The organism is Streptacidiphilus jiangxiensis (assembly GCF_900109465.1).
Taxonomy (GTDB): Bacteria; Actinomycetota; Actinomycetes; order Streptomycetales; family Streptomycetaceae; genus Streptacidiphilus; species Streptacidiphilus jiangxiensis.
The window spans coordinates 348,427-361,365 of record NZ_FOAZ01000001.1 but is presented as its reverse complement, the minus strand read 5'-3'; the positions used below and the strand labels follow the sequence as shown (position 1 = coordinate 361,365).

Annotated in this window: 12 protein-coding genes; 7 read left to right on the top strand and 5 right to left on the bottom strand. The window is 70.6% G+C overall.

Annotated features, from left to right (window positions below; all coding sequences use genetic code 11):
• Positions 1 to 16: 16 nt before the first annotated feature.
• The gene (locus tag BMY61_RS01610; RefSeq protein WP_042442220.1) at positions 17 to 394 is read left to right on the top strand and encodes a DUF805 domain-containing protein; all 378 of its coding nucleotides are present in this window, start codon (positions 17 to 19) and stop codon (positions 392 to 394) included.
• Positions 395 to 430: 36 nt separating this feature from the next.
• Here the strand turns inward: BMY61_RS01610 and BMY61_RS01605 are convergent, their stop codons facing one another.
• Positions 431 to 1,147: a DUF1707 SHOCT-like domain-containing protein gene (locus BMY61_RS01605; RefSeq protein ID WP_042442218.1), complete on the bottom strand. Its 717-nt coding sequence runs from the start codon at positions 1,145 to 1,147 to the stop codon at positions 431 to 433.
• Between the two features lie 152 nt (positions 1,148 to 1,299).
• On the opposite strand from BMY61_RS01605, the gene BMY61_RS01600 reads away from it, so the two are divergent.
• The gene (locus tag BMY61_RS01600) at positions 1,300 to 2,958 is read left to right on the top strand and encodes a fumarate hydratase (protein WP_042442217.1); all 1,659 of its coding nucleotides are present in this window, start codon (positions 1,300 to 1,302) and stop codon (positions 2,956 to 2,958) included.
• Positions 2,959 to 3,068: 110 nt separating this feature from the next.
• A complete protein-coding gene (locus BMY61_RS01595; protein WP_042442215.1) occupies positions 3,069 to 4,454 on the top strand; it encodes a class II fumarate hydratase in 1,386 nt (461 codons plus the stop codon).
• A gap of 21 nt (positions 4,455 to 4,475) precedes the next feature.
• Here BMY61_RS01595 and BMY61_RS01590 read toward each other — a convergent pair whose 3' ends face one another.
• Both BMY61_RS01590 and BMY61_RS01585 read right to left on the bottom strand, forming a co-directional pair.
• Entirely contained in the window at positions 4,476 to 6,902 is a 2,427-nt protein-coding gene (locus BMY61_RS01590) for a glycosyl hydrolase family 18 protein (protein ID WP_042442213.1), read from the bottom strand.
• A 110-nt stretch (positions 6,903 to 7,012) separates the two neighbouring features.
• Entirely contained in the window at positions 7,013 to 7,399 is a 387-nt protein-coding gene (locus BMY61_RS01585) for a tetratricopeptide repeat protein (protein WP_082014702.1), read from the bottom strand.
• 243 nt (positions 7,400 to 7,642) lie between these two features.
• Between BMY61_RS01585 and BMY61_RS01580 the strand changes: the two genes are divergently transcribed.
• Positions 7,643 to 8,620 carry an isopenicillin N synthase family dioxygenase gene (locus BMY61_RS01580; protein WP_042442211.1) on the top strand — a complete coding sequence of 326 codons (978 nt, stop codon included), beginning with the start codon at positions 7,643 to 7,645 and terminating at the stop codon, positions 8,618 to 8,620.
• A gap of 27 nt (positions 8,621 to 8,647) precedes the next feature.
• On the opposite strand, the gene BMY61_RS01575 is transcribed toward BMY61_RS01580, so the two are convergent.
• Both BMY61_RS01575 and BMY61_RS01570 read right to left on the bottom strand, forming a co-directional pair.
• Positions 8,648 to 9,370: an MgtC/SapB family protein gene (locus tag BMY61_RS01575; RefSeq protein ID WP_042442209.1), complete on the bottom strand. Its 723-nt coding sequence runs from the start codon at positions 9,368 to 9,370 to the stop codon at positions 8,648 to 8,650.
• Positions 9,371 to 9,440: 70 nt separating this feature from the next.
• Positions 9,441 to 9,800, bottom strand: coding sequence for an ArsR/SmtB family transcription factor (locus tag BMY61_RS01570; protein ID WP_052438284.1), 360 nt, complete (start codon positions 9,798 to 9,800; stop codon positions 9,441 to 9,443).
• Positions 9,801 to 9,900: 100 nt separating this feature from the next.
• Between BMY61_RS01570 and BMY61_RS44660 the strand changes: the two genes are divergently transcribed.
• The 3 genes from BMY61_RS44660 to BMY61_RS01555 all read left to right on the top strand — a co-directional run bounded on the left by BMY61_RS44660 (position 9,901) and on the right by BMY61_RS01555 (position 12,935).
• Positions 9,901 to 10,740 (top strand): hypothetical protein, encoded by an 840-nt coding sequence (locus BMY61_RS44660; protein WP_176573045.1) that lies wholly within the window; start codon positions 9,901 to 9,903, stop codon positions 10,738 to 10,740.
• A gap of 83 nt (positions 10,741 to 10,823) precedes the next feature.
• Positions 10,824 to 11,597, top strand: coding sequence for a CDP-alcohol phosphatidyltransferase family protein (locus BMY61_RS01560; protein WP_042442207.1), 774 nt, complete (start codon positions 10,824 to 10,826; stop codon positions 11,595 to 11,597).
• 222 nt (positions 11,598 to 11,819) lie between these two features.
• Positions 11,820 to 12,935: a DNA topoisomerase subunit B gene (locus BMY61_RS01555; RefSeq protein WP_042442205.1), complete on the top strand. Its 1,116-nt coding sequence runs from the start codon at positions 11,820 to 11,822 to the stop codon at positions 12,933 to 12,935.
• Positions 12,936 to 12,939 lie beyond the last annotated feature (4 nt).

Genomic DNA, 12,939 nt, shown 5'->3' with positions numbered 1-12,939 from the left:
AAGAGCGACGCACATCATGCAGTGGTACCTGGCCGTCCTGCGGAACTACGCCGGCTTCAAGGGGCGCGCGGGCGGCCTCGAATACTGGATCTTCTTCCTTTTCCAGCTCGTACTGCTCGGCGGCCTCTACGCCCTCGGCCTGTGGACCGGCACGCTCGTCCCCTACGCCGTCTACCTCGCCGCCACGTTCCTGCCCACGCTCGCACTGACCGTCCGGCGACTCCACGACACCGGCCGCACCGGCTGGTGGGCGCTGATCGGCGTCGTGCCGATCGCCGGCACCCTGGTGGTGCTGGCCTTCATGGCCGACGAGGGTGAACTCACCGAGAACCGCTTCGGCCCGCAGCCGGACCGCCGCCGCCCGCCGACCTTCGACGCCCGGCGCACCGCCTGACCGACAGGCCCCGGAAAGCCCGGCGGGCCCGGCGCTTCAGCGCCCGAGGCCCCGCTCGATCCGGCCACCCAGGGTGTGCCGCCGCTGCCGCGCCGAGACACCGCCGAAGACCGCCTTGCCGCGGATGGTGACCACGGGCCCGTTCGGGTCCGTGCCCTCCTCCTCGCGCACGTCGAAGCCGCCGAAGATACCTGCGCCGCCGCCGTGCAGGGAGACGTTGTCGGGCACCTTCACGTCGATCCCGCCGAAGACGGCGTTGACCTCGATGACCAGCTCGGGCACGTCGAAGACGGCCTCGGTCAGGTCGATGGTGATGCCGCCGAAGATCGCACGGGCCTTCATGAACCGCCCGGTCCGGAAGCGGCCCTTGCGCACGGCGCCGCCGAAGATCGCCACCACTTCGTTCGACCCCGTCGCGGGCACCGGCTCCTCCGCCCGCGCGGGAGCGGCCCCGGGGCGCTGCACGCGGTCATGGGCGGGCAGGTCACGGGTGAGCGGGACCAGCTCGCCGAGCGTCTTCGCCGCGTAGGCGGCGTCCAGGCGCTGGGAGTGCTCCTCGGCGTCCAGCCGGCCCTCCGCGTAGGCGTCGCGCAGCGCGGCGGCGACGCGCTCACGGTCCGCGTCCGAGGCACGCAGGTCGCCCTCGGCGGGGTCGGCGAAGGACCTCACCGCAGGCTGCGGCACGGGCCGGTCCTGCGGGGCCGACTCCGGGAGACGCTCGGGCTCCGACGCTGACGACGAGGAGTTGTCCACGGCGCCGAGCTTAGTCAGCCGTCCCAGTGGGTGACCAGTGACAGTGTGATCCCGCCCACCCTCACGGGACCGGCCCCGGGCCCGCGCAGACGCGGTGGATACCCTGGAAGGCGCGCCGACGACGACGCCTGACCCGTGAGGACTGTCCGCACATGCCCGAGTTCGCCTACACCGACCTGCTCCCGTTGGGGAAGGACGACACCCCGTACCGGCTGATCACCTCCGAGGGCGTCAGCACGTTCGAGGCGAACGGCCGCACCTTCCTGCAGGTCGAGCCCGAGGCCCTGCGCCTGCTGGCCGCCGAGGCCATGCACGACATCTCGCACTACCTGCGCCCCACCCACCTGGCCCAGCTGCGCCGCATCCTGGACGACCCGGAGGCGAGCCCGAACGACAAGTTCGTCGCGCTCGACCTGCTGAAGAACGCGAACATCGCCGCGGCCGGCGTGCTGCCGATGTGCCAGGACACCGGCACCGCGATCGTCATGGGCAAGCGCGGCCAGAACGTGCTCACCACGGGCGGTGACGAGGCGGCGCTGTCGCGCGGCGTCTACGACGCCTACACCAAGCTCAACCTGCGCTACTCGCAGATGGCCCCGCTGACCATGTGGGACGAGAAGAACACCGGCTCCAACCTGCCGGCGCAGATCGAGCTCTACGCCACCGACGGCGACGCCTACAAGTTCCTCTTCATGGCCAAGGGCGGCGGCTCGGCCAACAAGTCGTTCCTCTTCCAGGAGACCAAGGCGGTCCTGAACGAGGCCTCGATGATGACCTTCCTGGAGCAGAAGATCCGCTCCCTCGGCACGGCCGCCTGCCCGCCGTACCACCTGGCCATCGTCGTCGGCGGCACCAGCGCCGAGTTCGCGCTGAAGACGGCCAAGTACGCCTCCGCGCACTACCTGGACACGCTGCCGACGGAGGGCTCCCCCACCGGCCACGGCTTCCGTGACCTGGAGCTGGAGAAGAAGGTCTTCGAGCTGACCCAGAAGCTGGGCATCGGCGCCCAGTTCGGCGGCAAGTACTTCTGCCACGACGTGCGCGTGGTCCGCCTGCCGCGCCACGGCGCGTCGCTCCCGGTCGCCATCGCGGTCTCCTGCTCCGCGGACCGCCAGGCGGTCGCGAAGATCACCGCCGAGGGCGTCTTCCTGGAGCAGCTGGAGCGCGACCCGGCCCGCTTCCTCCCGGACACCACCGACGAGCACCTCTCCGACAACGTCGTGACCATCGACCTCAACCGGCCGATGGACGAGATCCGGGCCGAGCTGAGCAAGCACCCGGTCAAGACCCGCCTGTCGCTGACGGGCACCCTGGTCGTGGCGCGCGACATCGCGCACGCCAAGATCAAGGAGCGCCTCGACGCCGGGGACGGCATGCCGCAGTACCTGAAGGACCACCCGGTCTACTACGCGGGCCCGGCCAAGACCCCCGAGGGCTACGCGTCCGGTTCGTTCGGCCCGACCACGGCCGGCCGCATGGACTCCTACGTCGACCAGTTCCAGGCGGCGGGCGGCTCCATGGTCATGCTGGCCAAGGGCAACCGCTCGCAGCAGGTCACCGACGCCTGCGGCAAGCACGGCGGCTTCTACCTCGGCTCGATCGGCGGCCCGGCCGCGCGTCTGGCCCAGGACTGCATCAAGAAGGTCGAGGTCCTGGAGTACGCGGAGCTCGGCATGGAGGCGGTCTGGCGGATCGAGGTCGAGGACTTCCCGGCCTTCATCGTCGTCGACGACAAGGGCAACGACTTCTTCACCGATCCCGGTCCGGTGCAGCCGCTGATCACCAACATCCCGGTCGGCCCGAAGGGCTGAACCGGTATGTGACGAGCCCGGTCGGCCCGAAGGGCTGAACCAGGTGGCGGACTCCTGATCGGCGTGTCCAGGGCGGGAACACAAACCCGCCCTGGGACGCTGATCGGGACATGGACAGCTTCCGGATCGAGCACGACTCGATGGGCGAGGTGCGCGTCCCCGCCGAGGCCAAGTGGGGCGCGCAGACGCAGCGCGCGGTGGAGAACTTCCCCATCTCGGGGCAGCGGCTCGAGCGCGCGCACATCGCGGCGCTGGCGCAGATCAAGGCCGCCGCCGCGAAGGTGAACGCGAAGCTCGGCGTGCTGGACCAGGAGACCGCCGCGGCCATCCGCAGCGCCGCCAAGGAGGTCGCGGCCGGGCGCTGGGACGACCAGTTCCCGATCGACGTGTTCCAGACGGGCTCGGGCACGTCCTCCAACATGAATGTGAACGAGGTCGTCGCGACGCTGGCCGGTGAACGGCTCGGTCGGCCGGTTCATCCGAACGACCATGTCAACGCGAGCCAGTCGTCGAACGACGTGTTCCCGAGCTCGATCCACATCGCGGCGACCGCCGCCGTGACGCACGACCTGATCCCGGCACTGAACCACCTCGCGGACGCGCTCGCGCGCAAGGCCGAGGAGTTCGCGACCGTCGTCAAGTCGGGTCGCACGCACCTGATGGACGCCACACCGGTGACGCTGGGCCAGGAGTTCGGCGGCTATGCGGCACAGGTGCGCAACGGCGTCGAGCGGCTGCGCGCGGTGTTGCCGCGCGTCGCCGAGCTGCCGCTCGGCGGGACGGCGGTGGGGACGGGGATCAACACCCCGCCAGGCTTCTCCGCCGCGGTCATCGGCGAGGTGGCCCGGGCCACCGGCCTGCCGCTGACGGAGGCCCGCGACCACTTCGAGGCGCAGGGCGCCCGGGACGGTCTGGTGGAGCTGAGCGGTCAGCTGCGCACGATCGCGGTCGGGTTCACCAAGATCTCCAACGATCTGCGCTGGATGGGTTCCGGCCCGCGCACCGGTCTCGGCGAGATCAACCTGCCGGATCTGCAGCCGGGTTCCTCGATCATGCCGGGCAAGGTCAACCCGGTGATCCCGGAGGCCACGCTGATGGTCGCAGCGCAGGTCATCGGCAACGACACGACGGTGACGATGGCCGGCGCGAGCGGCAGCTTCGAGCTGAACGTGATGCTTCCGGTGCTGGCCCGCAACGTGCTGGAGTCGGTGCGTCTGCTCGCGAGCGTCGCCCGACTGCTGGCGGACCGCACCGTCGACGGGGTGACGGCCAACGTCGAGCGGCTGCGCGAGTACGCGGAGTCGTCCCCGTCGATCGTCACCCCGCTCAACCGCGTCCTCGGCTACGAGGAGGCCGCGAAGATCGCGAAGCAGGCGCTGGCGGAACGCAAGACGATCCGCCAGGTGGTACTGGAACGCGGTCACGTGGCGGCGGGGCGGATCACCGAGGAGCAGCTCGACCAGGCTCTGGACGTGCTGCGGATGACCCGCCCCTGAGGCGTCACGTCTGCTGCGGCGTCAGCTCACGCTGAAGTCGTCGGCGTTGACGTTGCCCTGTGCGTACCAGCCGTGGACGTAGACCGTGACCGTCCCGCTGGCGCCGGTGGTGAACGACACGGTCAGCTTGTTCCAACTGGTCCCGCTGGACCAGGTGCTGCCGCTCGCGCCGCCGCTGACGCCGATGTAGGCGTACGGCCCCTGGACCCAACCGGTCAGCGTGTAACTGTGGTTGGGCTGCAGGGTGACGGTCTGGTCGCACTCGCCCGTGGTGCTGGACGAGGGGACGACCTGGAGCGCGTAGCTACCGGAGTGCACCGGGCTGCTCACGACCGCACTGCCGGACTGGCAGGTCCACGGGCTCAGGCTGCCGGATTCGAAGCCGCCGTTGGCCAGGGCTCCGGAGCCGCCGCTCGCGTTGACCGTCCAGGTGAAGGAGGTCGAGCCGGTCGCGGTGCCCGAGGAGGCCGTGACCGTCACGTTCGACGTCCCGGCCGCGGTCGGCGTCCCGGAGATCAGACCCGACGAGGAGATACTCAGCCCCGCCGGCAGACCCGTCGCCGAGTACGTCAACGACTTACCCGCCGAGTCCGACCCGGAGACCTGCACCGACGCCGCCGTCCCCACCGTCCCGGTCTGGTTGCCCGGGCTGGTCACCGACACCGTCTCCGCACCCTGGGCGTTCACGGTCCAGGTGAAGGAGGTCGAGCCGGTCGCGGTGCCGGAAGAGGCCGTGACCGTCACGTTCGACGTCCCGGCCGCGGTCGGCGTCCCGGAGATCAGACCCGACGAGGAGATACTCAGCCCCGCCGGCAGACCCGTCGCCGAGTACGTCAACGACTTACCCGCCGAGTCCGACCCGGAGACCTGCACCGACGCCGCCGTCCCCACCGTCCCGGTCTGGTTGCCGGGGCTGGTCACCGACACGGACTCGGTCGGGGTGCCGGTCGGGCTGCCCGAGGGCGAGGGGCAGGTGCTCGCGGAGCCGTTGATGTCGGTGACCGCGTCGTTGAAGAGCGTCGTGGCCGGATCCAGGTCGTAGAGCGAGAACATCATGAACCCGCCGAGCCCGTTGCAGTGCGCGTAGTCCGCGCGCGCCTGGATGGACTGGGCGTCCTCACCGCCGTAGAAGTTGTTGCCGTCGTAGAAGTAGGCGGAGTCGGTCGTCGGATCCCAGAAGGTGTCCGACGCGTTGTTCACGACGCCGTTCAGTTCCTTGTACATGGCCACGCCCGGCACGTTGCCGGAGTCCGTCTGCCCTGGTGAACCGCCGGTCGCCGTCTGGTAGAGCCCGTGGTTCGATCCGGCCGGCACTCCGGTCCAGCCCCGGTAGTAGAACGGGATGCCGACGGTCAGCTTGCTCGCCGGGAAGCCTCCTGGGATGCCGTAGGCACTGTCGCCGACGGTCCAGGCCCGGATGGCGTTGTCGATGCTGTACGTCTCGTTGCCGGGGGCGATCTTCGACTCCGGCGAGTTCGGGTTCGCGTACAGCGGGTCCTGCTCGTCGGTCGGCCCGGTCGCGTTCCACGCGCCGTACATGTCGTACGTCATCGCGTCGGCAAAGTTCAGGTACTGGCCGATCTGGTTCGTCTGGATCTTGCTGATCTTGTCCTGGCCGGACGGGACCGCCGCGGAGAGCGCGTAGGTGTGTCCGTCGGCCGCACCCTGGGCGGTGAGCTCGTTGCGGAACTCGGCGAGCAGGGCGGTGTAGTTGGCGGTGTCGGCGGCCGAGTAGTGGTTGCCGAGGTGGCCGGCCGCGCCTGGGTACTCCCAGTCGATGTCGAAGCCGTCGAAGATCCCGGCTCCGGTCCCGGCGCCGCCGTAGCCGCCCTGGGAGGGCAGGTTGCCCTTGATGAACATGTCGATGCAGGAGGAGACGAACTTCTTCCGCGAGGCGTCGGTGGCGGCCACGTCGGAGAAGTACTTGGAGTAGGTCCAACCGCCGATCGACAGCAGCACCTTGAGGTTCGGGTACTTCTTCTTCAGCTCCTGGAGCTGGTGGAAGTTGCCGACGATGGGCTGGTTGTAGACGTCGGAGGTGCCGTCGACGCTGATGGTGGAGTCGAAGGACTTCTGGTAGTCGGCGAAGGAGTCCTCGGCGCCGTCACCGGCATTCGGGTCGTTCTCGCCGGCCGGGTCGGGGTCGGTGGCCTTGGTCGCCTCGAAGCAGGTGAGATTGCTCGGATCGATGTTCTCGAAGTCGTAGATCAGGTAGTTCAGCTTCCCTGCGATCCCCTCGGTGTCGAGGTTCTTCAGGTAGAAGGCGTTCTGGTAGATCGACCACTGGTCGAAGTAGGCGACCTTGATCCCGCCGCTGGTGGCTGCGGCACCCGTGGTGTTGCCCGCGGCCGCCGCACCGGCGGTTCCGCCGAGCAGCGAGGCGGCCAGGCCGAGCAAGGCCGTGGCCGCCCCCGCGAGTGTGAGTCCGAGCCGTCTGGAGCGTGGCATGTGCAACCTCCGTGTGGACGTGTACCCGACACCCCAACACGTTGGTACGTACCAATCCCTCCGTCAAGGGTCTGGACCAATTTGACCTGACGTTAAGTCAGAGTTAGGGCTCAGAGGAGCCTTTGGCCCATCGCCTCGGCGAGACGCAGCTGCGTCGCCGCCTCCTCGGCGCGACCGCCCTGACGCTCCAGAGTCCGCCCCAGCATCAGACGGGCGTACCCGTCGACCGGGTCGGCCGCAAGGACGCGACCGAGCTCCTCCTCCGCGCGACGCAGCTGCGCCGAGTGGTAGTAGGCGCGGGCCAGCAGCAGCCGGGCGGCGGCATGGGTCGGCTCCGCCTCGACGATCGGCGCCAGGATCAGCGCGGCGTCGCTGTAGGCCTTGGAGTCGAAGAAGAGCTGCGCCCGGGCGTACTCCTCGGCGAGCAGGTACTCCTCGGCGAGCGCGCGGTCGGCGGTCGGCGTGCGGTCGGGCGTGTAGTCGTAAGTCACGGGCATCCCCTTTCGATGCGTGGCCCGTTCGGTCTGTCGGCCGCTGTAACGCAGGCTCCACTGTCGGCATTCCCTCCGAAGTGTCGGCTTCCTCACGGTTGCCGCAGCCTGCGGCGGAGTTACGCTCGATACATGGTCATGCTCGTCTCCCGTCGCCACGTGGACCTCGTCCGCGTCACGACCATGTCCTGTTGCGCCGAGGCCTGACCCCAGCGTCCCTCCCTCCTCCGCGCCCTCCGAAGGACCGCCATGTCCGTCGCCACCCTCTCCGCTCTCCCCGTCATCGATCTCGCGCACGTCGACCACGAGGCGCTGCACCGCGCCGCGCGGGACGTCGGCTTCTTCCAGCTCACCGGACACGGCGTGAGCCAGGCCGAGATGGACGAACTGCTGCGCGTCTCGCGTGCGTTCTTCGCCCTGCCCGAGGCCGACCGGCTGGCCCTCGACAACCGCAACTCCCCGCACTACCGCGGCTACACCCGGATCGGCACCGAGCTGACCCGCGGCACCCGCGACTGGCGCGACCAGCTCGACATCGGCGAGGAGCTGCCTCCGCACGTCCCCGGAAGGGACGAGCCGGCGTACTGGTGGCTGGAGGGCCCGAACCAGTGGTCGTCCGCCCTGCCCGAGCTGCGCACGACCGCGCTGGACTGGATCGCGCGTCTCAGCGCCGTCGCCGACCACCTGCTGCACGAGCTGCTGGCCGCGATCGGCGCCCCGCCGGACTTCTACGACGACGCCTTCGCCGGCCACCCGCGCAGCCACCTGAAGCTGATCCGCTACCCCGGGCGGCCGGAGCTTCGCGACGACCAGGGCGTGGGCATCCACAAGGACTACGGCTTCCTGACCCTGCTGCTCACCGACGGTGTGAGCGGACTGCAGGTGGAGGACCCGTCCGGTGAGGGCTACATCGACGTGCCGCACATTCCCGGTGCGTTCGTGGTGAACCTGGGCGAGCTGCTGGAGGTGGCGACCAACGGGTACCTGAAGGCCACCAACCACCGCGTCGTCGGCACACCGGGCGAGCGGTACTCGGCGCCCTTCTTCTACAACCCGCGCCTGGACGCGCGGATCGAGCCCGTGCCCTTCCCACACGCGGCCCAGGCGACCGGCGTCACCCAGGACCCGACGAACCCGCTGCACGCGGAGTTCGGGTTCAACGAGCTGAAGGGATGGGTGCGGGCACACCCCGAGGTCACCTCCAAGCACCACCCCGAGCTGCTGTGAACCGCTGACGGCCGGATGCGGCGGCGGTCAGGCGAGGGCGGCCGCGGCCTCCTCGTCCTCCTCGGTGTGCCAGTGCAGGTCGCGCACGCCCGGCTCCAGGGAGAGCCGGGTGACGATCGGCTCCAGCCCCTTGCCCACCTCGCCGTCGATGTCCACGGTGGCGCGCAGGCTGGTGGTCTCCTCTCCCTCCCGGCTGGCCCGCAGTCCCGTGGGGGTGAAGCCCGCTGCGGCCAGGGCCTGGAGCAGCAGCGCACGGATGTGGGCCTCGTCGCGGCGGGCGCAGCGCAGGTGGATGGTGGCGCGCGAGATGCTGTCGGGGTCACTGCCCGAGGCGGGTGCCCGGTCGAGCAGCCGCCCGGCGGGCCGCAGCACCAGGTGCACGGCGAGGACCGCGAACGCGCCGAGCCAGGCCAGCTGCAGCCGCCCGCTCGCCGCCATCACCCCGACGGCGGCCGAGCACCACAGCGTCGCGGCGGTGTTCAGCCCGCGCACCCCGCCGCGGTCGCGCAGGATCACGCCACCGCCGAGGAAGCCGATGCCGGAGACGACATAGGACGCGACCCGGGTGGTGCTGCTGTCCCCCGCCGAGACGCTGTACAGGACGAAGAGCGTCGCTCCCGTCGCGACCAGGGCGTTCGTGCGCAGCCCGGCCATCCTGGCGCGCCACTGGCGTTCGACACCGATCAACGCGCCGCAGCCGACGCCGGTGGCGAGACGGATCAGGAAGTCGGCGGTGGTCAGGGTCTGCACGGCGCAGTCCTCCTCAGCTGTTCACAGAGCGAGCGGGCACCAGCCTCTCGCGTCTGTGTGAACAGATCGGTCAGGCGTGCGGCGGCAGACCGTGGAGCGTGTGATCCGCGTGCGCGACGACCTCGTCCAGCAGGCGGCGCAGGTGGGCGCCCCGCAGCCGGTAGAGGCGGGCCCGTCCCTCGGCGCGCTGGTCGACCAGGCCGCTGATCCGCAGCTTGGACAGGTGCTGGCTGGCGGCGGTCGGCGAGCACCCGGCCGCCTCGGCGAGCGCCGTCACGCCGAGCTCGCCCTCGCGGAGCGCCCACAGCAGCCGGAGCCTGGTCGGTTCCGCGAGCATCGCCAGCGCGGCGACGGCCGTCCCGACCTGCGCGTCCGCGAGCGGCTCGCCGGGCGTGGCGTGGCGGTGGGGGCGCTGGTCGATCGGATCCATGAGCGTCATCTTCCCATCTGCGCAGCAGTCGCAGGTGGGAGGTGCGGGCATGTATCTTCTCGTCTTCACGCATGCGCAGATGAGACTGTACGGTGGGGATGTGAACACCCTTCCCGCCCTGCTGCTTGCCGCGGCAGGCGTCGGCATCGGCCACGCCGTGATGCCCGACCACTGGCTCCCCCTCGCCGTCCTGTCACGGACCCGGAAGTACCGGACGCCGCAGGTGGTCCGCCTGTCGCTGGCCGCCGGCCTGACGCACGTCCTGGTCTCCGTCGTGCTGGGCGGCATCCTGATGGCCGTCGGCCTGCAGTTCCGCGACGCCGTGGCGAGCCACACCGACCTGGTCGTCGGCGGGCTGCTGCTGGCCACGGGCCTGGTGTTCCTCGTCCTGGAGCTCACCGGCAAGGGCCACGGACACGGCCACTCCCACAACGGGCACGGGCACGGGCACGGCCACTCCCACTCCCACTCCCACGACGGGCACGCGCACAGCCACGGCCACGGCCACGGCCACGGCCACGGGCATTCACACGAGCACGGGCACCCCCACGGGGAAGAGCACCGCCACCCCGACCACCCTCACGACCACGACCACGCCACCACCGCCGTACTGGACCGCCCGCGGACCGAGGTCGCGCCGGGGCAACAGGGCCGGGCGCGTCGGCTGGCCGCGCTGCTCGTCCCCTTCGGGGCCGCCGCCTCCCCCGACCTCACCGTGCTGCCGGTGTTCCTGGCCGCCGGAGCCCTCGGCACCAGCGCCGCACTCGGTTCCCTCGTCGCCTTCACCCTGGCCACCGTCGGCACGATCGTGGGCCTGACCGTCGCCACGGCGCTCGGCGCCCGTCTGCTCACCGCCCCCTGGATCGACCGCCGCGCCAACATGATCACCGCGCTCACGCTCGCGGCGATCGGCGCCCTGGTGACCTTCGGGATCATCTGACGGCACCCCGGGCGAGCCATCACCCCACCAGGCCGAGTACGCTCACGCCCTTGTCGGACAGCACGATTCGAGAAGGGCCCCCCATGCCGGTCGCCACCCCCACCCTCGCCGAGCTCCGCGAGGTCTGCCAGCCGCAGGCCAAGATCGAGAGCCGCAACGGTGAACACTGGGCCGGGCGCCTCTACATGCGTCGGCTTTCCCTGCGCGCGACGCGCCACCTCGTCCGTACCTCGGTCAGCCCGAACACCCTCACCTGGGCGATGGTCGTGGCCGGGGTCGGCGCCGGCGCGGCGCTGCTGATCCCGGGGGTGGCCGGGGCACTCCTCGCCGCCCTGCTGTTCCAGGGCTTCCTTTTCTTCGACTGCGTCGACGGCGAGGTCGCTCGCTGGAAGCAGCAGTTCAGCGCCGTGGGCGTGTACGTGGACCGGCTCGGCGCCTACCTCGCCGACGCGGCACTGCTGGTCGGCGCGGGCTTCCGGGTCGCCGAGACGGCGTCGGTCGCCTGGGTCTCGGTCGGTATGGCCGCCGCCCTGGGCATCGTGCTGCTCAAGGCCTCCACCGACCTGGTCGACGTCGCCCGCACCCGCAGCGGGCTGGGCACGGCGGCGACGGAGGAGTCCACCGAGATCCGTTCGACCCGCGTGAACAGCGTGCGCCGACTCGCCGCCGCGTTCAAGATCCACCGAATCGCCAACGGCATCGAGGCCTCGCTGCTCTTCCTGGTCGCTGCCCTGGTCGAGCTGGGCACGGGCGGCCACGTGCCCACCCAGATCGCCGTCGCCGCCGTCGCCGTGGTCGCCTGGCTGATGGTGCCCGCGCACCTCTTCTCGATCCTCTCCTCCTCGCGCCTGCGCTGAGTCGAAAAAAGTCACCCCAGAGCCGCCGGAAAAGGCCTCGTCCTAGCCTCCGGCGGCCCTTCCGTCACCAACCGACGGTGGTTCACGACCCCGGTGCCACGCACCTCGCGACAGGCGCCCGGTGACCCGCAGGGGGCCCTCGCCCTATGGCCTCTGACCTGCTCTTTTCGCGTACAGAGCCTAGAATGTGAGGGTCCGTCGGGCACTGCGGGAGGGGCTCTTGTGAGCAAGGAAGCCATCAGCTACGACGAAGGTCACATCCAGCTTCTGACGGGGCTCGAAGCCGTTCGGAAGCGGCCGGGGATGTACATCGGCTCGACCGGCGAACGCGGCCTGCACCAACTGGTGTTCGAGGTCGTGGGCCGGGCGGTGTCCGAGGCGACGACCGTCGCCGTCACCCTCACGAGCGACGGTGGCGTCCGCGTCGCCGACGACGGCCCGGGCCTCGACTTCGAGGAGTTGACCGAGATCCGCACGGGCACGGGCCCCCGCGGGCGCCATGTCGCCCTTGTCGGCCTTCCCACCCAGGGCCTCCTCTTCACCGTCACCGCCCTGTCGAGCCGCCTGCGGGCAGAGGTGCGCGGGGACGGGGTCCGCCAAGTCCGGTCCTACACGCACGGAGTGGCGCTCGACCCGGCCTCCTGGTCCGGGCCGGCCGCCGGAAGCGGGACCGGAGCCAGGCGCGGAAGCTGGACCGGAAGCGGGACTGGAACCACCGTCGACTTCTGGCCCGATCCCGACATCTTCGAGACGACGCAGTTCTCTTTCGACACCCTGGCCGCCCGCCTGCGGGAGGTGGCGTTCCTCAACCGCGAGCTGGACCTCTCCCTCAGCGACGGGCAGCGCACGGAGCGGTTCCACTTCCCCGGCGGGGCGCGGGACTTCCTCGCCTTTCTCGAGGACCCGACCCAGGCGTCACCGCTCACGGACGCGATCGCGTTCACGCAGGAGGACGAGCGGATGGGCGGGTCGATGGAGATCGCCTTCCGCTGGTCGGACTCCGGCGAGGGGCGTGTGAGCGGCTTCGCCAACAGCCTCTTCACCCGCGAGGGCGGCACACACCTGCGGGGCTTTCGTGACGGTCTCGCCGCCGCGCTCGGCACCCTCTCGCCGGGGTTCGATCCGGACCGGATGAACGCAGGCCTGACCGCGGTCGTCTCGGTGAAGCTGGACGACCTGGCGCTCGAAGGCGCCACCAGAACCCGGCTCTGCAACGTACCGGTGCGTCAGTGCGTCGGCCAGGCCGTGCAGGAGCACCTCACCGCGTGGCTCCAGGCCCACCCGGAAAGGGCCGTGGCGCTCCTGGCCCAGCTCTCCCGCGCCACCCCGCGCGGCTGACCGA